The sequence below is a fragment of the Rhizobium sp. BT04 genome, from assembly GCF_030053135.1.
Lineage (GTDB): Bacteria > Pseudomonadota > Alphaproteobacteria > Rhizobiales > Rhizobiaceae > Rhizobium > Rhizobium binxianense.
In genome coordinates this window covers 133,039-152,574 of sequence record NZ_CP125653.1, presented here as the reverse complement: position 1 = coordinate 152,574, position 19,536 = coordinate 133,039, and the positions used below count along the sequence as shown (strand labels likewise).

Annotated in this window: 16 protein-coding genes; 4 read left to right on the top strand and 12 right to left on the bottom strand. The window is 63.2% G+C overall.

Annotated features, from left to right (window positions below):
• Positions 1–44: 44 nt before the first annotated feature.
• The gene (gene cysE, locus QMO82_RS31915) at positions 45–893 is read right to left on the bottom strand and encodes a serine O-acetyltransferase (protein ID WP_183610447.1); all 849 of its coding nucleotides are present in this window, start codon (positions 891–893) and stop codon (positions 45–47) included.
• A gap of 373 nt (positions 894–1,266) precedes the next feature.
• Between cysE and QMO82_RS31910 the strand changes: the two genes are divergently transcribed.
• On the top strand, positions 1,267–2,652 hold the full coding sequence (locus QMO82_RS31910) for an FAD/NAD(P)-binding protein (RefSeq protein ID WP_183610448.1): 1,386 nt from the start codon (positions 1,267–1,269) through the stop codon (positions 2,650–2,652).
• 39 nt (positions 2,653–2,691) lie between these two features.
• On the opposite strand, the gene QMO82_RS31905 is transcribed toward QMO82_RS31910, so the two are convergent.
• The 7 genes from QMO82_RS31905 to QMO82_RS31875 all read right to left on the bottom strand — a co-directional run bounded on the left by QMO82_RS31905 (position 2,692) and on the right by QMO82_RS31875 (position 12,028).
• Complete coding sequence (locus QMO82_RS31905; protein ID WP_183610449.1) at positions 2,692–4,014, bottom strand: NtaA/DmoA family FMN-dependent monooxygenase; 1,323 nt, start codon at positions 4,012–4,014, stop codon at positions 2,692–2,694.
• 69 nt (positions 4,015–4,083) lie between these two features.
• Positions 4,084–5,748 carry an ABC transporter ATP-binding protein gene (locus QMO82_RS31900; protein ID WP_277546468.1) on the bottom strand — a complete coding sequence of 555 codons (1,665 nt, stop codon included), beginning with the start codon at positions 5,746–5,748 and terminating at the stop codon, positions 4,084–4,086.
• Entirely contained in the window at positions 5,745–6,617 is an 873-nt protein-coding gene (locus tag QMO82_RS31895; RefSeq protein WP_246718415.1) for an ABC transporter permease, read from the bottom strand. The genes QMO82_RS31900 and QMO82_RS31895 overlap by 4 nt, the downstream gene beginning before the upstream one ends.
• Complete coding sequence (locus QMO82_RS31890) at positions 6,614–7,630, bottom strand: ABC transporter permease (protein WP_183610451.1); 1,017 nt, start codon at positions 7,628–7,630, stop codon at positions 6,614–6,616. Before QMO82_RS31890 ends, QMO82_RS31895 begins: the two co-directional genes overlap by 4 nt.
• A gap of 62 nt (positions 7,631–7,692) precedes the next feature.
• On the bottom strand, positions 7,693–9,315 hold the full coding sequence (locus QMO82_RS31885) for an ABC transporter substrate-binding protein (protein WP_183610452.1): 1,623 nt from the start codon (positions 9,313–9,315) through the stop codon (positions 7,693–7,695).
• Positions 9,316–9,357: 42 nt separating this feature from the next.
• Entirely contained in the window at positions 9,358–10,995 is a 1,638-nt protein-coding gene (locus QMO82_RS31880; protein WP_183610453.1) for an ABC transporter substrate-binding protein, read from the bottom strand.
• A 31-nt stretch (positions 10,996–11,026) separates the two neighbouring features.
• Complete coding sequence (locus tag QMO82_RS31875; protein ID WP_183610454.1) at positions 11,027–12,028, bottom strand: MsnO8 family LLM class oxidoreductase; 1,002 nt, start codon at positions 12,026–12,028, stop codon at positions 11,027–11,029.
• A 229-nt stretch (positions 12,029–12,257) separates the two neighbouring features.
• Between QMO82_RS31875 and QMO82_RS31870 the strand changes: the two genes are divergently transcribed.
• The 3 genes from QMO82_RS31870 to QMO82_RS31860 are packed head-to-tail and all read left to right on the top strand — an operon-like array spanning position 12,258 to position 15,246.
• Positions 12,258–12,884 carry a GNAT family N-acetyltransferase gene (locus QMO82_RS31870; protein WP_183610455.1) on the top strand — a complete coding sequence of 209 codons (627 nt, stop codon included), beginning with the start codon at positions 12,258–12,260 and terminating at the stop codon, positions 12,882–12,884.
• 45 nt (positions 12,885–12,929) lie between these two features.
• Positions 12,930–13,916, top strand: coding sequence for an LLM class flavin-dependent oxidoreductase (locus QMO82_RS31865; RefSeq protein ID WP_183610456.1), 987 nt, complete (start codon positions 12,930–12,932; stop codon positions 13,914–13,916).
• 16 nt (positions 13,917–13,932) lie between these two features.
• Positions 13,933–15,246, top strand: a complete 1,314-nt coding sequence (locus QMO82_RS31860; RefSeq protein ID WP_183610457.1) for an LLM class flavin-dependent oxidoreductase — start codon at positions 13,933–13,935, stop codon at positions 15,244–15,246.
• Between the two features lie 14 nt (positions 15,247–15,260).
• Here the strand turns inward: QMO82_RS31860 and QMO82_RS31855 are convergent, their stop codons facing one another.
• From QMO82_RS31855 to QMO82_RS31840, 4 genes are read right to left on the bottom strand one after another with little or no spacing between them, the layout of a single operon-like run.
• Positions 15,261–16,175: an SMP-30/gluconolactonase/LRE family protein gene (locus QMO82_RS31855; RefSeq protein ID WP_183610458.1), complete on the bottom strand. Its 915-nt coding sequence runs from the start codon at positions 16,173–16,175 to the stop codon at positions 15,261–15,263.
• Between the two features lie 14 nt (positions 16,176–16,189).
• Positions 16,190–17,140, bottom strand: a complete 951-nt coding sequence (locus tag QMO82_RS31850) for an ABC transporter permease (protein WP_183610459.1) — start codon at positions 17,138–17,140, stop codon at positions 16,190–16,192.
• The gene (locus QMO82_RS31845) at positions 17,137–18,084 is read right to left on the bottom strand and encodes an ABC transporter permease (protein WP_183610460.1); all 948 of its coding nucleotides are present in this window, start codon (positions 18,082–18,084) and stop codon (positions 17,137–17,139) included. The genes QMO82_RS31850 and QMO82_RS31845 overlap by 4 nt, the downstream gene beginning before the upstream one ends.
• Positions 18,081–19,532 (bottom strand): sugar ABC transporter ATP-binding protein, encoded by a 1,452-nt coding sequence (locus QMO82_RS31840; protein ID WP_183610461.1) that lies wholly within the window; start codon positions 19,530–19,532, stop codon positions 18,081–18,083. The genes QMO82_RS31845 and QMO82_RS31840 overlap by 4 nt, the downstream gene beginning before the upstream one ends.
• Positions 19,533–19,536 lie beyond the last annotated feature (4 nt).

Here is a 19,536-nt window from a genome sequence, read left to right as displayed (position 1 = left end):
GATCTGAGCCGGGCAGGATCGCCGTAGCAAGCATACCTCACGCCTTAAATCATATACTCCGGTTCAGACAAGGTCTGGTCCATGGTGATGCCCGGCAGGTTGAAGTGGCGCTTGCCCACCTGCTTCGCCGGAATGCCGGCCACCGATGTGTAGGCTTCGACGGCATTGACGACCACGCTGCCTGCCCCCACCTTGGCGCCGACGCCGATTTCGATGTTGCCGAGGATCTTGGCTCCGGCTCCGATCAGGGCGCCGCGCCGCACCTTCGGGTGCCGGTCGCCGGTCTCCTTGCCCGTCCCTCCCAATGTGACGTTCTGGAGGATCGATACATCGTCTTCGACAACAGCCGTCTCGCCGATAACAAGGCCGCTTCCATGATCGAGCATGATGCTCCTGCCCATCCTTGCGGCCGGATGAATGTCGACGCCGAAAACTTCGGAAATACGGCTCTGGATGTGGCGCGCCAGATGCAGGCGGTCATGGTGCCAGAGCCAGTGGGCGACGCGCTGGCCCTGCAAGGCCACAAAGCCTTTGAAATACAGGAATGGCGTCAGGATTTCCGTGTTCGACGGATCACGTTCCTTGATCGCCGTCAGATCCGCCGCGGCATCGGCAACGATATTGCGATTGCCGATGAAGGCCTGGGCGATCACCGCCAGCAGCTCGTCATGGTCGAGGTCATGATTGGCCAGTTTGATCGCGACCCGCTGGGCGAGCGCCTGGGCGAAACTCGCGTGATAAAGCACTGCCGAATTCATGGCGCGCGTGAGGGCTGCATCCTTGGCCGAAGCATTGACGGCCTCCGCGCAAAGAGCCTCCCAAATCGCGGCGACCTGAGGCGAGGCCAGGGGCTCCGTCGAAAGATTGCTCAAGCTGACCAAGGGGACCGTCATGCTACCTTCCTTCCGCATGCGGATGTCGCGACATCCGCATGCAGACGTTAAGGTAATCCTGCCTGTGATAGATGGTTTAAAATTACATCAATCTTCGCGGTCACTCTAAAATTCCTCTCTTTTTTCGCAAGGAGCGGGAAATTATTACCAAGCCGCCGCATCCCCCGTCACCGGTGCTCCGGAAGGCTTGGAGCTAGCAGCCGCAAGGGGAAAACCAAGGCCCGCCGAACACCGAAACCGGGCCGTCATTGTTTCCAGTCGAATAGGGCTTGCGTTCCGGATTTCATTTTCTATTATTTTGGTAGAGAATTATGTGGTCGATCGGACCTGGCGGATACGGGGCCGGGCGATCCAACGCAGAAGGAGCCGATGAATGACTCTTCTCTCGTCACGTTCTTCGAACCCGGAGAGCAGGGATGCCGACCATCTCGCAAGGATTGCGATTATCGGCCGGGGCTTTACCGGGATCATGACCGCAATCGCTCTTTTCAAGAGAGTTGATCGGCCCTTCCATCTGGTGATGTTCGATCCGCGCGCAAAGATCGATATCAGCGAGGGCATCAGTCAACCGGCGTCGACGGTGCTGACCAGCCGCGTTCGCGACCTTTCCGTCGATCCCAAGCTGCCGGACGATTTTCGCCGGTGGTTGGAAACGGACGACACATGGCGCGATCGCCTGACATCGGATCCTGCCGGTCTCGAACACGCCTTCGTGCCCGGAGACATCTTCAGCACCTATGTGTATAAACGCTTCTCCGAAGCCCTGACGCATCGGCCCGATGTCATCGTCCAGTTTAGCTCGGATGCCGTGACGGCGATCGACAGGCATCCGGGTGGAGGATATTCGGTTTTCCTCGGGCCTGAGCAGCGAACCCGTTTCGATGCCGCCTTTCTCGCGACCGGTTACGGCCTGCGGGAAACGTCGGACTTGGCTCCTGCCGGCGGAGCGCAAAATGCTGTCGTGATCGGCGGCGGCATCCACGCGGTCGACAGGGCGCTGGGATTGCTGGCAGACGCCAAGATTTCCCATGTCACGTTGATTTCGGAATCGGGCTTCCTGCCGCAGTCGCATGCCGCCGCCGCCGTCGGAGCTGTTCTCACCGACCAACCCGTGCCGGGCACGCTGCGCGGCGCATTCCGCTTCCTGCGTGAGGCTGCGAGCAAGGCCGATCTGGAAGGTACGGGATGGCAAGGCATCATGAACGGCTTTCGTTCACGCGCACGCGACCTCTGGGCGGGACTGACGCCACAAGAACGTGCACGGTTCAAACGCCACGTGAAGGCCATTTACGACAGCCATCGCAACCGCTTGCCGCCTGAGCACTATCAGCGCCTTCATCATGCGATCGCCAGCGGCGCGATTACCGTGAGGAAGGGAAAAGTGGATCGTATCGCCACGAACGGCGTGCTGTTTTCGGCCCCGGCCGGGCTCGAGGTCCTTCCCGCGGATCTGACGATCGACTGCCGATTCCGACCGTCCGGCACCGATAGCCCGCTGGTCCGCTCGCTGATCGTTGCGGGTCTGGCAACGCGGGACGAACTCGAAATCGGGATCGTCGTAGACGAAAGCGGGCGAACCAGGTCGGGCGCGCTGCATGCGCTGTTCGCAATGGGGCCGCTTGGTCTCGGCAGCCTCCCGGATATCGATCTGGTGCCTCAGATCGTGTCGCAAAGCCATGCGGCTGCGTCACTGCTCAACAGCTGGATCGGTGAGGTGGCCAAAGCCCACGACGTCGCCAAAGTCCTTGACGACGTGTAAGACTGACATGCGTCTTCCCGAACTGGGAACGGCCTGCCGTCAGGCCGTTCGCGATGACTGGCTGACCGTCGGCGGCGCCAGCGGCGGCAGTTCCAGATTGGAACGGAAATCTTCTCCGACATAGTCGGTATCGATCAGTTGACGGCGCCGGAGTTCCGGAAGCAATCCATTCAACAGCAGGTCCTCCTGGTCGGGATTGCCCAGGCCGTGCAGCGACAGGACATCGAGAACGCCTGCCTTGACGCGCTCTTCGATCGCATCCGCCAGCTGTTCCGGCGTGCCGGCGACCGACCAGTGGCCGGTTTCCTGGGCCTGAATGATCAGCTCGCGCAGCGTCAACCCCTGGCGGGCGTAGCGACGAAAGATTTCCACCCTGCCGCGCCTGCGGTTGATGCTGGTCACGTCAGGCAGCAATGTTTCCGGCAGCGGCCTGTCCAGCGGCAGGCCGGAGAGATCGAGATCGCCGCCCAGCATGTCGGCGAGCTTCAGCCGACCCTGCTCATAATCGATGCGTTCGTGCTTTTCCTTCAGCCGCCGCGCCACGTCGGCGTCGGACTCGCCGATCACCGAATGGAAGGAATTCATGATGAAGGGCAGATTGTTACCACGGCCGAAACTCGCCGCGCGGCGGCGCAGATCGGTCGCGAAGGCGATGGCGTCCTCGAGCTTGGGCTGCGAGGTGTAGACGACCTCTGCATAGCGGGCGCCCACCGTCACCCCGGCTTCGGATTGACCGGCCTGAAACTGCACCGGGCGGCGCTGCGGCAAGGGCGGCACGTTCAACGGGCCGGCGACGCTGAAATGCTTGCCGCGATAATCGATGCGATGGAACTTGGCCGGGTCGATGCCGACGGCTCCGGAACCCTTGCGCTGGGCCGCGTCCCGTTCATTGGCATCATAGAGCGCGTTGACGATCTCGATGAATTCGGCGGCGCGTTCATAACGTTCCTCCGGGCTCGGCAGCGTCTCTCCGAAATTCTCTTCGCCGACTGAGGATGTCACCGCATTCCAACCGGTGCGGCCGCCGCTGGCATGATCCAGCGTACCGATCTGGCGCGCCAGATTGTAAGGGTGATGGAAGGTGGTCGAGACGGTGGCGATCAGGCCGATCTCAGACGTCGCCTGGCTCAGCGCCGCAAGTGCGATGATCGGTTCCTGGATGCCGGCTGTGCCGGCAAGGCCGGCCGGGTCGATATGCAGAAGATCGGCGGTGAACAAGCCGGTGATCTTCTCGGCCTCGGCTTTGCGGGCGAGCTCGACGGCACGCTTTGCACCCGTCGATGGCGTTGTGTCATTCGACGCGGAGATGACGCTGCTGGCGCCGGTCAGGGTCTTCAGGCGACGTTTGCGGGTAGGGGTCATGACGGGTTTCTCGCAGATGGAATTTCATGTCTCCGGCAAGCTCTTGCCGGGCGTTGTTGCAAGCGCCGGTCAGGCCAAAGCCGGAACCGCATCCAGCAGGGCGCGGGTGTAGCTGTGCTGCGGAGCGGAAAAGACGTGCTCGACGCCGCCCGCCTCGACGATCCGGCCGTCCTTCATCACCAGCACGCGATCGGTGAGATGGTTGATGACGCCGAGATCATGGGAGATGAAGAGAAGCGCCGTACCGGAGGCGGCCTGCAGTTCGGCGAGCAGATCAAGAACCTGTGCCTGCACCGAAACGTCGAGGGCGCTGACCGGTTCATCGGCCACCAGAAGCCGCGGTCGCGGCGCGAAGGCGCGGGCGATTGCCACCCGCTGGCGCTGGCCGCCGGAGAGCTCCCGCGGATGACGGTGGAGATAGGCCGACCCCAGGCGGACGGCATCCAGCACTTCGAGCACACGCTCGCGGCGGGACGCGCCGAAGATGCCGACGGAGTCGAGGCTCTCGCCGACGATCTTTTCGACCGTGTAGCGCGGGTCGAACGAACTCAAGGCATCCTGGGCGATCAATTGCATGCTGGCGCGCCGCAAGCGGCGTCGAGTTTCCGGAATATTGCTCCACTGCTCGCCGCCGATGAACACCGTGCCGTCGTCCGGCTCGACCAGGCCGAGGACTATCTTCGCGACGGTGGTCTTGCCGGAGCCGGACTCGCCGACGATGCCCAGCGCCTCGCCGGCGGCGAGGTCGAACGACACATCATTGACGGCAAATGCGCCGCCGGCCCCTCCGTAACGCTTGAAGAGATTAAGGGCCGACAGGACGCGGTTCTCCTGGTCGATATGTTTGGCCGGCAGCGGAATACGCAACCGCTCGACTGGTTCTGCAGGCGGCCGCGCAGTCTGTTGCCGGGAATGAAGCTCGCTGGGAGGAGACAGACGAAAGCCCCGCGATCCCGCCGACGGCACCGCATCGAGCAATTGCCTTGTGTAGGGATGTTCCGGATTGCTCAGGATCCTGCCCGGCGGTCCTTCCTCGACGATCCTGCCATTCTGCATCACCAGCACGCGGTCGGCCAGGCGCGAGACGACGGCGAGATCATGGCTGATCAGCAGCAGCGTGTGCCCGGCCTTCCGGCGCTCGGCCAGGAGATCGAGGATCTGCTTTTGCACGGTGGTGTCGAGCGCCGTTGTCGGCTCATCGGCAATCAGCAGCGACGGCTGCCTGGCAATCGCCGTGGCGATGAGGGCGCGCTGGCGCAGCCCGCCGGACAATTGATGCGGATATTGCGGCAGGCGCCTTTCCGGGTCGGGAATGCCGACCGACCGCAGCAGCGCGTGGCTGTCCCGGCCGACATTCGGGCGGGAGAAAAGGCCGCGTCTGCCGAAGGCATCCGACAATTGTTGGGAAATCCGCCGTAGCGGATCGAGCGACACCAGCGCATCCTGAAGAACAAAGCCGATCTTTTCGCCACGCAGGCGTCGCCAGTCCCTTTCGCCGAAATTGAGGACGCTTTCACCATCGATGTCGAACCGGTCGGCACGCACATTGGCGCCGACGCCGGAAAGGCCGATGAGCGAACGGGCTGTCACGGATTTGCCGGAACCGGATTCACCCACCAGAGCAACGGTCTCCCCCTTGTCGATCGTCAGGTCGATGCCGTGGACGACGGCATTGGCGCGTTCGTTCTGCGGAAAGCCGATGCTGAGATTGGTGATGTGAACGACTGATGTCACGACTGCCTCCTGCCTTCGAAGGCCAATTGCCAGCGTTTTCCGAGAACGCTGATGGCAATGACCGTCAGCGTGATGGCAAGACCGGGCCACACCCCGATCCACCAGGCGACGCGAAGGTAATTGCGGGCTTCGGCCAGCATTGCGCCCCATTCCGGTGCCGGAGGCTGCGGCCCCATGCCGAGAAAGCTCAGGCCGGCGGCCTGGATGATCGTCGTGCCGAGGCCGATCGTCGCCAGAATTGGAACCTGGGCTATCGCATGCGGCAGGACATGGCGGATGACCAGCACGCGCGGCGTCAGCCCGAATGTTTTGGCCTGTTCGACATAGCCGCTTTTGGCGATCACGAAGGTCTGCGCGCGCACCACCCTGGCAAAACGGGGCACCGATGCCACGCCGAGCGCGAAGATCAGGTTGACGGTGCCGGGACCGGTGAATGAGATCAGCACCAGCGCCAGCAGCAGATCCGGAAAGGAGGAAACCACGTCGAGGAAACGCGAAATCGCTTCGTCGACGAGACCGCGGGCGAGGCCCGAGACAAGACCGAGCAGCGAGCCGACGACGGCAGCGATGGCAACGGCGCTGACGCCGATCAGAATGGAGTAGCGGGCGCCATGCACGACACGGGAAAAGACATCCCTGCCAAGATGATCGGTGCCGAACCAATGGTTGATGGAAGGCGGCAACTGCGCCTGCAACGGGTCGGCGGCGATCGGATCGGCCGCGGTCAGGACATGCGGCCAGATGGTTGCAACCGCCACCAGTAACAGGAAAAGTGAGGATACGATAACGCCCGGTCGGGACAGGGCCGCGCGGAGCAGGCGGACGGGTCGGCCGTTTCCTTGCTCCGGCGCCGTGGAGGAAACACTCATCGGCCTGCCCCCCTGGCGTCGTTGCGCAGGCGAGGGTCGAGCAGCAGATAGAGAATGTCGACCAGCGTGCTCAGCACGACATAAACGAAGGCGGAAAGCACGGCGACCGCCAGCACGACCGGCAGGTCATGCGCCAGAACGGCGTTGACCGTGATCCGCCCAAGCCCCGGCCGGCCGAACACCGCCTCGGTGATGACGGCGCCGGACAGCAGGTTGCCGATCAGCCAGCCTGTCAGCGTGACGGCGGGCAGAGCGGCGTGCCGCAGGCCATGCCGCAGCCGCAGGACGAGGTCGCCGGCACCCCAGCTGCGAACGGTCAGGGCGAACGGCTCTTCCAGAGCCCGCTCCAGCCCCTCACGCAGAACCTGGCCGATGACGGCGCCGAGAGAGAGGCCGAGCGACAGGGCCGGCAGCACCAGTGCGGAAATATCCCGGTCGCCGGAGACGGGGAAAAGCTTCAGCGTGAAGGAGAAGACGAACAGCAGCAGGATGCCGAGCCAGAAGGTCGGCGTCGAGATCAGAATGAGCTCGATCCCGCCAGCGATGCTGCGGGGCAGGCGCTTGCCGGCGGTGATGACGGCGCTGGCCACCGCAAATACCACCGCAACCACCAGTGCCGCCGCCGTCAGCTTCAAGGTCGGCAGCATTTGCGATAGGACCAGGCCGGAAACGTCGGTTTGCAGGATGTAGGAACGGCCGAAATCGCCATGCAGGATACGCGAGAGATATGAGAAATATTGCGTCAGCAGCGGCTCATCCAGACCCCACTCGGCGCGGATGGCGGCTTCCACCTCCGGCGTTCGCAACTGTTCACCGATCAGAAGGCTGACAATGTCGCCAGGGGCGAGCTGGAGACTGATGAAGCTCAGGCTCACCGCCGCCCACAGAACAAGGATACCGGAGCCGAACCGGGCCAGGATCTGCGAGCTCAGGCTGTTGCGATTCAGCCGGCGCCGCCGCGAGAAAAAGGCGGCGGGCGCCTTGCCCAGGACCGTCGTGTTATCAGCAGTCATTGTCTGTCGCTCCTGCATGGGCCCTGCGGCCACGACCGCCGGGTTGCGTTGACGGGACGGAGTTATTCGCTGCGCCAGATGTCGTAGGCGCTTTCGGGCAGCTGCTTGAAGGGACGGAAGCTGATGCCCTTCACATAGTCGGCTGCCGCCACCTGATCCTCAGGCTCGTACAGCGGCAGGGCATAAGCCTGGTCGACAATGGCAAAGCGCTGCAGACCCGCATAGAGTTCGAAGCGCTTCTTGTTGTCGAGGGTCGAGGCGGCCTCGTTCAGCCATTGCGCCAGTTCAGGCGCGGCGGCGCGGCTGTAATTGATGGTGCCGCCCTTATCCAGGGGCAGGTAGTGATATTCGATGTCGATGGCGTCGGTCGGTGTATTGGAATTGGCGATCGAGCCGAACTGGCCGGTTTTGCGCCGGTCCGTATAGGTGCCCGCATCGACGAAGACGATGGCGAGATCGATGCCGGCATTCTGACGCGCCTGCGCCTGCAGCGCCTGCAGCAGCACGTCGCGCTGGTCGCGCACCGTGGCCTGGGCCTGAACGACCTCGATGGTCAGACGCTTGCCGTCCTTCGTGCGGAAACCGTCGGCATCGCGCGTCGTCCAGCCGGCTTCATCCAGCAGGCGGTTGGCGAGCTTCGGATCGGCGCCGTAGGCCTTTTCGATGCTCTTGTCGTAGAACTGCGGATCGATCGGGGAGGTGATGCCCCAGGCCCGCGTGCGCTCGCCGCGATAGACTGCTTTCAACACGGCATCCACATCGATGGACGCCACCAGCGCCTTTCGCACCTGGATATCCTGGGTTGGCCCCCAGGTGACCTTCAGGAAGAGCGAATAGGGCGTGCCGGTGTTCAATGCGGTCTGATAGCTGAAATCGGCATTTTCCTTAAACAGCGCCGCATCATTGCCGGAAATGCCTTCGATCACGTCGACCTGGCCTGAGGTGAGCGCCCCGGCCCGCACCGAGGATTCCGGCAGAAAGCGATAGGTCACTTCGTCGAGATAGGCCGGCCCCTGATGGGCTGCAATTTTCGGCGCCCAGTTATAGGAGGGGTTTTTGGCGAACTGGATTTCCTGGCCCTTGGCGTAGCGCTTCAGGATGAAGGGTCCGGTGCCGGCGATTTCAGGTCCTCCGGACTTCAGCTGCGAAGAGGCGAAAGCGGAAGGAGAGAGGATTTCCAAGCTGGCGACATAGTCGAGGAAAGGGGCATAGACCTGCTTGAGCGTGAAGGAGACGGTGTCGTCGCCCACGGCCTTCACCTCCTCGATACGCGAGACCGGGCCGGCGCTGACACTGCCGGAATAGGCCGCATCCTTGAGCTTGGTGAAATTCGTCACGATGGCTTCAGCGTTCAGTTTCTGGCCATCGGTGAAGCTGACGTCATTGCGCAGCTTGAATGTGTAGGTCTTGCCGTCCTCGGAAATCTTGTACTCGGTCGCCAGCCACGGAACGTATCCACCCTTGGCCGTTCGGGCGAGCAGCGATTCATAGGCGTTGCGCAGCAGAAGCTTGGTCTTGTCCTGGCCGTTCAGTTGCGGGTTGAGCGTGGCGGGCTCCGTTTCGACGCCCCATGCCAACTTGCCGCCACTAACAGGCTTGGCATCTTCAGCAATGGAAAGACCCGGCAGCATGGAGGCCGCAAGAACGGCTGCGGTCACGGTCAGGAACTGTCTGCGGATAGGCATTTCGGTTTTGTCTCCCTTGTTGGAAAGCCGACGGAGCTCGGCTCATGCCGGCTGCTGCAGCCAGATGTCGTATGCGTTTTCAGGAAGCCGCTTGAACGGCCGGAAACCGACGCCCTTGACCGCAATGGAGGCGGCGATCTGATCATCAGGCACATAGAGCGGCAGTCCGAGCGCTTGATCGAGCAGCGCAAAGCGCTGCAGTTCAGCGTAGATCTCGAAGCGTTTCCCGGCATCGAGCGTCGAGGCAGCTTCAGCAAGCCAGGCGGAAATTTCCGGTGCTTCCGTGCGGCTGTAATTGATCGATCCGCCCTTGGCGCGCGGCAGATAATGGAAATAGATGGTGACGCCGTTTTCCTGCGTCGTGGTCGAATTGGGGATGATGCCGTACTGCCCGTCCTTCTGACGGTTCGCATAGGTCCCGGCATCGACATATTGCAAGGCAAGATCGATGCCGGCGTTCTGGCGGGCCTGCGCCTGGACGGCCTGGAGGAGGATGTCGCGCTGGTCACGCAGCGTCGCCTGGGACTGCACGATCTCGATGGTCAGGCGCTTGCCATCCTTCGTGCGGAAACCATCGGCGTCCCTTGCGGTCCAGCCTGCCTCGTCGAGAAGGCTGTTGGCGAGCCCAGCGTCGAAGCCGTAACGGCCCTCGATGCTCTTGTCGTAAAAATCCGTGTCGGCGGGCGTGAGAATGCCCCAGGCACGCTTGCGTTCCCCGCGATAGACCGAGGCGATCACCCGCTCCACGTCGATGGCCGCCAACACCGCCTTGCGCACTTTGACGTCGGTGGTCGGGCCGGCCGTCACGTTGAGGAAGAGCGTGTAGGGCGTTCCGGTGTTGATGGCGCTTTGGTAGGTGAAATCCGGATTGTCCTTGAAAACGGCAGCATCATTGCCGGCTATGCCTTCGATGACATGCACCTGTCCGGAGGTCAGCGCGCCCGTTCGCACCGCCGACTCCGGCAGGAAACGATAAATCACCTCGTCGAGATAGGCAGGGCCCTGATGAGCTGCGTTTTCAGGAGCCCAATTATAACCAGGGTTCTTCTTGAAGCGGATTTCCTGGCCCTTGACATAGCGGTCGAGAATGAAGGGGCCAGTGCCTGCGATGTCAGGGCCACCCGACTTCAGCTGCGACGACGAGAATGATTTCGGCGACAGGATCTCTATGCCGGCGGCGCCGTCGAGGAAGGGCGAATAGGCGTCGTTAAGCTTCAGCACCACCGTGTGGGAATCCACCGCAATCGCTTCGGAGACATACGAAACGTGACCGGCACTGATGCTGCCGGAATAGGTCGGCTCTTTCAGCTTGGTGAAGTTGAGCGCCACGGCGGCCGCATCGAGCTTTTCGCCGTCACTGAAGGTCACATCGTCGCGCAGGGTGAAAGTATAGGTCTTGCCATCGTCGGAGACCGAATAGCTTTTCGCCAGCCACGGCACGTAGCCGCCATCCGGCGTGCGGGCCAGCAATGTTTCATAGGCATTCCGCAGGATCAGCTTGGCCTTGGCTTGGCCGTTCAGATGCGGATTGAGCGTGCTCGGTTCCGTTTCGACGCCCCAGCTCAGCGAGCCGCCGCTGGCCGGCAGATCCTTGGCCTCTGTCGGGGAAGGCCGCAATCCTGCCGACAGGGAGAGGGCCGCAATGCCGGTGCCGGCTAGAAAATCTCGTCTTGTTACCACGGTGATGGCCCCCCGATTTGTTGTCCGATGATCAGGCGGCGATGGCTGCGCGCCCGGCTGCCAGGAGTTCGATCGTTTTCAGGCGTTGCGCCCCATCCGACAGCGGGCAGTCAATGATGAATTCGGCGACACCATAGGTCCTGTGCAGCTGCTGCAGCTCGGCATGGACGCTCGACGGCGTGCCGCGAATGAGGCGCGGGCTTCGCTCCTCGATCTGGTACTGCGTCTTGCCCGACTGGCGCACATATTCGCGCGCCTGATCCTCGCTGCCGACATTCACTGCCTGGCCGCCTTCGACCTCGACCCGGAACCGGCGGGTCTCGCCGCCGATGCTTTCGGCAAGCGCATTCGTTTCTGCGGTGATGACGCTCAGGGCCAACAGCGCCGATGTGCCGCCCGCATTGCGGTAAGCCGCCAGCGCTTCGGCGATCGCGCTCGCATCTCCGTGGATATGCGCGGCATAGACAAAGCCCCATCCGAGACGGGCGGCGAGCGTCGCGCTCTCCGCACTTGCGCCGAGCACAAAGCGGCCGGGCGGCTGGTCCGGCACCGGAAAGGCGACAGGACGTTCGTCCTGCGATTGGCCGGCGTCTCCGTGGTGCAGAAAACCATCGAGTTCGGTCAATTGCTCTGAGAAGGACGGCTTGCGTTCGGGGTCGTAGGCCTGCTGCAGGGCGCGCGTCGACAGCGGCAGGCCCCCGGGCGCCTTGCCGACGCCGAGATCGACCCGGCCCGGCGCGAGAGCGGCAAGCAGGTTGAAATTCTCCGCGACCTTGTAGGCACTGTAATGCTGGAGCATGACTCCGCCGGAGCCGATGTTGATGCGGCTTGTTCGAGCCAGCAGAAATGAGATCAACACCTCAGGCGACGAGCTTGCGAGGCTGGGAGAGTTATGATGTTCGGCCACCCAGAACCGCCGATAGCCGAGATCCTCGGCCCTTTTGGCCAGGCTCAGGCTGCGTTGCAGCGCTGCGGCTGCCGGTTCCGGGCCATGGATCGGACTTTTATCGAGAAAACTGAGGGCGTATGACATATCTGCTCCCGACCCGGCAGGTCGATTAAAACACGCAATCTATAATTTTAGTAAACTATCAAATCGAGCAATGATCTTTTAATATTCGGCGGCAAACGCAACAATCATGCCGTGCAAACCGATCCTCCGATCGGGCATGCTGACGATGCTAGGCGCGCGCCGGACGACCTTCAGGGCATTTACTGAAACCGCATCCGGAAGCGATCAGACCTTCATCGGAGGCGTGTTCATGACTGATATAGTTGTCCGGTCATCATTGCTGGACCCTGCTGCCCAGCCCCTGATCGACGGGCTGGTCAGCGAATATGACGGGAGATACGGAGCCGCGAGCCGCCCCGGCGGGGCGCGGGCGGAGATCTTCCGTTATCCCGTTTCGCTGTTTTCCCATCCATTGGGAGATTTCCTGCTGCTGCAGCGGAATGGTCAAACCGTTGCCGGCGGCGCCTTCATGAGCCACGACGATGAGACGGCCGAAATGAAGCGGATCTGGACGCATCCGCATCTCAGGCGTCAGGGCTTGGCCCGCGCCATCGTTCTGGCGCTCGAGGAAAGCGCCGCGCAGCTTGGTTACACCAGATCCTATCTCTCGACAGGCTTCCGCCAGCCCGAGGCGGTCGCCCTTTATCTGTCGCTCGGCTACCGCCCGCTGTTCGATCCATCAGCCGATCCCTCTCTCTATCGTTCGCTGCCGTTCGAAAAACATATCGGCGAAAAGGCAGGGCAGGTGGGGACAACACCGATCTATCCGCCCGCAGCCTCCTTCGAAGAGGCGACTGCGCGGGTCACCGCGCTGAAGACAGCACAGGAAGCGAAGATCAGGGACCGGCTGGCAAGCCACGACGCCTCCGCCGCATGACGGCGCGAGCGCCATTACCAATCTACCATTCCAACGGAACAGATCATGACGCTTCCCAATGGACTTCAAGTCGGCATCGGCGTTGATCTCGCCGTATACCCGTTCGACAACCACGCCTCCCAGCGCGATTTTTGGCGGACCCTGGTTTCCCGTCTTGACGAGGTGGTCGAATTCATCACTTTGGAGGACGGTTTCGCTGCAGCCGGCGGCGACGGGCTGGATGCCATTCTGCTTGCCAACTGGCTGGCGCCGCGCAGCCGCAAGATCGGCATCATCGCCGGCGCCCCGGTCAACTATCTGGAACCTTTCCACATTTCGACCGCCATCGCGACCCTGGATTATGTCAGCGAGGGCCGGGCCGGGCTTTTCGCGCAACAGCTCCGCGGCGATCGCGCCCTGCAGGCAAAGCAGGCGATCGGCGCACTCGACGGTTTTCCCACGACAGACGGGGCGGCACTGGAACAGGACGCAAAAGACGCGATCGAGGTCATCCGCCGCCTGTGGGACAGCTGGGAAGAAGACGCCATCATCCGCGACCGGGAGAGCTTTCGCTTCTTGGACGGCGCCAAACTGCACTACATCAATTTCGAAAGCGCGGCATTCAAAGTCCTCGGGCCGTCCATCACACCGCGCCCGCCGCAAGGCCAGCCGGTCGTGGCCGCCGTCCAGATCGAAGGCGACGACGCCTCGGCCACGGCCGATGTCGTCTTCATTCGGCCCGGCATCCCGGAAAGGATCAATCTCCGCACCCTTCCAGGTAATCCGAAAACACAAGCCGTCTTTGTCGATCTCGACGTCGATGCTGAGCCGATTTCCGTCGCCGGGTTTGCCGCGCAAGTTGCCCGGGTCGCAGCATCAGGCGCCGATGGTGTCCGCCTGATCCTCCGAGATCCCAGCCAACTCGATCACCTCGTCAACGAACTCCTTCCGGCGCTCAGAGCCGCGTCTCTTTTACGAAAGCCGGGAAGCGGGACGCTTCGCGAGCGCCTCGGCCTGCCCAAGGCCATCAATCGCTACACCTCTGCTGCGTGAGCGGAAAGGACCGTCCATGACCAAGAAACAGGTTATCCTGGGAGCCCAGTTTCCCGGCGTCAACAACTTCACAGTCTGGAGCGATCCGGCGGCCGGAAGCCAGATCGCGTTTTCGTCGTTCCGGCATTTTGCCGAAACCGTGGAGCGCGGAAAATTCGACTTCATCTTTCTGGCGGAGGGTCTGCGGGTCCGCGAGCAGGGTGGCCGCTTCCATGAGCTTGATGTCGCCGGTCGCCCCAATACGCTGGCGATCCTGACGGCGCTGGCATCGATCACCGATCATGTCGGCCTGATCGGCACCCTGACCACCACCTTCAACGAACCCTATCCGCTGGCGCGGCAACTGGCGACGCTCGATATTCTCTCCGGCGGACGTGCCGGCTGGAATGTCGTCACCTCCCCGGGCGCATTTACCGGCGCGAATTTCCGTCGTGGCGATCACCTGCCGCACCGGGAGCGCTACGAACGCGCCCGCGAATTCCTCGAAACCGCGCGCAAGCTGTGGACCGAGGGGGGCTTCGCGGCCGGTTCCAGGCATTTCGACATTGGCGGGCAATCGGCATTGTCGCCGCTTCCGCAAGGCGCGCCGGTGATCGCGCAGGCGGGAGATTCCGACGAGGGGCGCGAGCTTGCCGCCAGCCATGCCGACCTGATCTATTCCCGCCACGGCTCGCTCGAAGCCGGGCAGGCCTTCTATGCCGATGTGAAGCGGCGTCTGACGAAATACGGCCGCAGCCCGAATGCGCTGAAGATCCTGCCCGGCGCCAATTTCGTCATCGGCGACACCCAGGCGGATGCGCAGGAGAAGCTGAGAGCGATCCGTCTTCAGCAGGTCAGCCCCAGGAATGCGATCGTGTTTCTGGAGCAAGTCTGGAACCGGGATCTTTCCAGCTACGACCCGGAGGGACCTCTGCCTGAGATCGAGCCAGATATTTCCGAGACGCGGCTGGCGCAGGGGCGCGCCAACAATCAGGACGTCGCCGGCAGACTGGAAACCGCGCGTGTCTGGCGCGAGCTGGCCGAGCGCGACAAGCTCAGTATTCGCCAACTGATCATTCGCGTCACCGGCCGGCAGCATTTCGTCGGCACGCCGGATGAAATCGCCACCGAGATCAACCGCTATGTGCAGGCCGACGCGGCCGACGGATTTGTCTTCGCACCGCATCTGACGCCCAGCGGCTTCGACGAATTCGTCGACCGGGTCGTGCCGATCCTGCAGGAAAGAGGTGTCTACCGGCGCGACTACGGCGAGGGCACGCTGCGTTCCAACCTCGGGCTGCCGGATCCGACCGCGCAATATTCGACACCGCCTCTCGCCGCTGCCGTTTAGAGCGGGTCAGCTTTTCACGGCACCTGAGCGCCGCTGACTGCGACATAGACCGCATAAACCGACCGCGTCGCCGCAATGAACAGCCGATTGCGTCTGGGGCCACCGAAGGTGAGGTTGGCGACGGTTTGCGGCACGCGGATCTTGCCGATCAGCTTGCCCATTGGGTCGAAGCAGTGCACGCCATCCCCAGCACTCGACCAGAGGTTTCCATTCACGTCGGTGCGGATGCCATCCGGAATGCCGGTGTCGATCAGGCAGAAGACGCGGCCGTTGGTGAGCCTTTCGCCGTCGACCACGTCGAAAGCGCGGATGTGACGCGGCAGGCTTTCGTCATGGCTAGCGGCCGAATCCGCCACATAGAGGATTGTCTCGTCGGGCGAGAAGGCGAGGCCGTTCGGCTGGGTGAAATCCTTGACGACAGCCGCAAGCACGCCGGTCGCCGGGTCGAGCCGATAGACGTTGCGGCTCGGCTGCTCGGGTATGGCGCGATAGCCTTCATAGTCCGACATGATGCCGTAGGTGGGATCGGTGAACCAGATCGTGCCGTCCGATTTCACCACCACGTCGTTCGGCGAATTGAGCCTGGCGCCCTCGAAACGATCGGCAAGCACGGTGATCGAGCCGTCGACCTCGGTGCGGGTGACGCGGCGCGCACCATGTTCGCAGGAGATCAGCCGGCCCTGCCGGTCGCGCGTGTGGCCGTTGGTGAAGTTGGAGGGCTGCCGATAGACGGAGACGCCGCTTTCCGGCGTCCATCGCAGCATGCGCTGGTTGGGAATATCACTCCACAAGAGCTGGTTCGCATCGTTGAACCAGACGGGACCCTCCGCCCAGCGGCAGGAGGAATAGAGTTCGTCGAGACCGGCGCTCGTGACGATCAACTGCCGGAAGCGCGGGTCGTGGATTTCGTAGATGCTGGCCTCTGCCATGGCAGTCTTCCCAATTATCGCATGCCGGCCCGGCGGCCGCCGGCAAGCATGATGACGCTGATGATGATGAGGCCGGTCATGATCAGGCGAATGCCGGCGCCGACCCCGTAGGTGTTGAGCATGGAGACAACCAGGAACATGAAGAGCGATGCGCCCCAGATGCCCGGCACGTTGGAATCGCCGCCGGCAACCGCCGTGCCGCCGATCACCACAACGGCGATCGACATCAAGAGGTATTCCGAACCCATATTGAGCGCGGCGCCGCCGGAGAAGCAGGCGAGCAGATAACCCGCGACCGATGCCAGCACGGCGCAGAAGAGGTAGGTGACAAAACGCGTGCCATCGACCGGAATGCCGGCCATGCGCGCCGCCGGCATGCTCTGGCCGATCGCCGAGATCCAGCGCCCGTAGATCGTCTTCTCGAGCAGGAACCAGGCCAGCAGCGAGATCAGGAGCGCGACGATCGCCACATTCGGCACGCCGAGCGTGTTCGACGTGGTGAATTCGGCCAGCAGGCTCGGCGGCTTGATGCGCAATCCCCGGTTCGTCCAGATCGCCGCGGACTGCACGATGAAGCTCATCGACAGTGTGGCGATGATCGGCGGAATGCGCAGCGCCTTGATGAGCGCATAATTGCCGAGGCCGACGACAAGGCCGATAAGAATGGCAACGAGAAGACCGGGCAGGATCATGCCGTTTTCGACATTCATCAGCTTCAGCGCCACCGTGCCGGCAAGCGTCATGGTGGCGGGAACCGAGAGATCGATATTGCCGGGGCCGAGCGTGATGACGAACATCTGGCCAATGCCGACCACGACCGAAAAAGCGGCGAAGGTGAGGGCCGCCTGCGACAGGCCGAGCGTGCTCGCCCCGAGCGTCACCATGATCGTCAGGAACCAGACGACAAAGGCGGCCAGCCACGACCAGATCCAGGGTTTGCGGAACAGGCCAAGGAGAGGGCTCATCGGCGCTTCTCCCGCTTCTCCAGGCGGTTCAGTATCAGGCGGAGTGCCAGGACGATGATCAGGATCGCGCCCTGAGCCCCGATCTGCCAATCCGGCGAGATGCGCAGGAAGGACAGGAACGAGCCGGCGAGCGTCAGCGTCAGCGCGCCGATGACGGCGCCGACGGGGGAAACGCGACCGCCGATAAACTCGCCACCGCCGAGGATGACGCCGGCAATCGACAGCAGCGTGTAGCGCAGCGCGATATTGGCATCGGCCGAGGTGGTCAGGCCAACGAGGGCGATGCCGGCAAGCACCGCGAAGAAGCCGGCAAGTCCATAGGCGGTGGCGCGCGCCCCGACAATCGACCAGCCGGCGCGTTCGACCGAGCGCTGGTTGCCACCGATGCCGCGGATCAGCACCCCGAGCGAGGAGCGCATGACGAGGAGATGGGCGACTAAGGCGATGACGATGCTGGCGACAATCGCCATCGGCGCCAATGGCGGCTTGACGGTCATCAGCCAGCGCACCCAGTCCGGCGCCTGGCCGCCGGGTGCGGGCAGCAGCAGCACGGCAAGGCCGCCCCAGACGAAGCTCATGCCAAGAGTGACGACAATGGAGGGCAGGTTGCGCAGATGGATGACGACGCCGAGCGCCGCATAGGTGGTGATCGCCCCGGCAAGGATCAGCACGCCGGTCACCGGGGCATCCCGCAAAAATGTTGCGGTGACGCAGGCGACGAAGCTGACGAAGGTGCCCATCGACAGATCGAGATCGTTCACCGCCATCACCAGCATCTGGGCGATCGTCGCCAGCGCGATCGGCACAGCCAGGTTGAACAGCAGGTTGAGCCCGACATAACTCATGGCGCGCGGCTGCAGCCAGAAGACGGCGGCGAGCAGCAACGTCAGCGACAGGGCGGGAATGGCAAGACGCATGGCGTCGGACGACAGCCGGACCGTCATGCGGCGACCCCTTCGAAGGAGGCGGCGATGATATTCGTCTCGTTGACGGCATCACCGGCGAGTTCGGCGGTGATGCGGCCTTCGCGGAAAACGTAGACGCGGTCGCAGAGGCGGACCTCGTCCATTTCAGTCGAGTACCAGATGAAGGTGCGGCCGTGCGCTGCCTCCTCGCGGATGATCGCGTAGACCTCCTGCTTGGTGCCGACATCGACGCCGCGCATCGGATCGTCCATCAACACGACAGGCGCGCGCGTCGCAAGGGCGCGGGCAAAGAGCACCTTCTGCTGGTTGCCGCCGGAAAGCGACAGGATCCGGTTGGCCATATCAGGCGTGCGGATCTCGATCCGCCGCTTCCAGTCGGCGCCTTTCGTCTCCTCTGCGCCCGCGAGGATCAGGCCGCGCCGGGACAGATCGCCGAGCGAGGCAATGGAGAAGTTGCGCAGGATGCTCCACAGCTCGAAGACGCCGTTGAGGCGGCGGTCGCCGGCGACGAAGGTGACGAGCGGATCGCGCTCGGGCAGCCAGTTGCCGGACTGGGCGGCATGCAGGGCGAGCAGCAGTTCGGTCTGCCCGTGGCCGGCCAGACCCGCCAGTCCGATGATCTCGCCCTTGCGCGCCGTGAAGGGCAGGCCTTTTGCCTGATGCGATAGAATGAGCGGCGCGGTGGATAGTTCGCGCGCCGAGCGCTGCCCGGCCTCGTCCTTGGCAACGGTGCCCATCGCTTCCACCAGGCCGTGATGATCGAAGCCCTGCGCCAGGCGCTCGGCGACGACACGGCCGTCCTTCATGACGATAATGCGGTCGGCGGTTTCGAGGATCTCGTGCAGGATATGCGAGATGAAGATGACGGACCCGCCCGTGGCGATGAAGCGGCGGACATGGTCGAGCATCTGCCGGGCAAGGCTGGCATCGAGCGACGAGGTCGGTTCGTCGAGGATCACCAGCCGCGGCGGGGTGCCGGCGTCGGAAAAGGCCATTGATATCTCGACCATCTGCCGCTCGGCGATCGAAAGGTCGCCGACAGTCCGGCCGCTGTCGATGCCGTGGCCGGGAAAGACGGTGTCGAGGCTCTTCTCGATGATCTCTGCCGCGCGCCTGCGCCAGCCGAAGCCGCCGAGATGGCGATGCATGATGCGCGTATTCTCGACGATGGAGAGATTGGGGCAGAGCGAAAGCTCCTGGAAAACGCAGCGTACGCCGCGGGCGCGCGCTGCGTTGATGCCATAGCGCTCCAGCCGCTCGCCGTCGCTCGCTACACTTCCTTCATGCGGTGTCAGGCCGCCATTGATGACGCTGACGATGGTGGATTTGCCGGCGCCATTGTGGCCGACGAGGCCGACGCATTCGCCCGGCATGACGCGGAGCGTGACGCCGTCGAGCGCTCTGACCGCGCCGAAGCTCACCTTGGCGCCATCGACGGCGATCACCGCCTTCAAAACCTCATCCATGCTG

Excerpts from the sequence above, each read along its gene's own strand:
- cysE (WP_183610447.1), bottom strand. The coding sequence starts at position 893 with ATGACGGTCCCCTTGGTCAGCTTGAGCAATCTTTCGACGGAGCCCCTG.
- QMO82_RS31910 (WP_183610448.1), top strand. The coding sequence starts at position 1,267 with ATGACTCTTCTCTCGTCACGTTCTTCGAACCCGGAGAGCAGGGATGCC.
- QMO82_RS31905 (WP_183610449.1), bottom strand. The coding sequence starts at position 4,014 with ATGACCCCTACCCGCAAACGTCGCCTGAAGACCCTGACCGGCGCCAGC.
- QMO82_RS31895 (WP_246718415.1), bottom strand. The coding sequence starts at position 6,617 with ATGAGTGTTTCCTCCACGGCGCCGGAGCAAGGAAACGGCCGACCCGTC.
- QMO82_RS31890 (WP_183610451.1), bottom strand. The coding sequence starts at position 7,630 with ATGACTGCTGATAACACGACGGTCCTGGGCAAGGCGCCCGCCGCCTTT.
- QMO82_RS31885 (WP_183610452.1), bottom strand. The coding sequence starts at position 9,315 with ATGCCTATCCGCAGACAGTTCCTGACCGTGACCGCAGCCGTTCTTGCG.
- QMO82_RS31875 (WP_183610454.1), bottom strand. The coding sequence starts at position 12,028 with ATGTCATACGCCCTCAGTTTTCTCGATAAAAGTCCGATCCATGGCCCG.
- QMO82_RS31870 (WP_183610455.1), top strand. The coding sequence starts at position 12,258 with ATGACTGATATAGTTGTCCGGTCATCATTGCTGGACCCTGCTGCCCAG.
- QMO82_RS31865 (WP_183610456.1), top strand. The coding sequence starts at position 12,930 with ATGACGCTTCCCAATGGACTTCAAGTCGGCATCGGCGTTGATCTCGCC.
- QMO82_RS31860 (WP_183610457.1), top strand. The coding sequence starts at position 13,933 with ATGACCAAGAAACAGGTTATCCTGGGAGCCCAGTTTCCCGGCGTCAAC.
- QMO82_RS31855 (WP_183610458.1), bottom strand. The coding sequence starts at position 16,175 with ATGGCAGAGGCCAGCATCTACGAAATCCACGACCCGCGCTTCCGGCAG.
- QMO82_RS31850 (WP_183610459.1), bottom strand. The coding sequence starts at position 17,140 with ATGAGCCCTCTCCTTGGCCTGTTCCGCAAACCCTGGATCTGGTCGTGG.
- QMO82_RS31845 (WP_183610460.1), bottom strand. The coding sequence starts at position 18,084 with ATGACGGTCCGGCTGTCGTCCGACGCCATGCGTCTTGCCATTCCCGCC.
- QMO82_RS31840 (WP_183610461.1), bottom strand. The coding sequence starts at position 19,532 with ATGGATGAGGTTTTGAAGGCGGTGATCGCCGTCGATGGCGCCAAGGTG.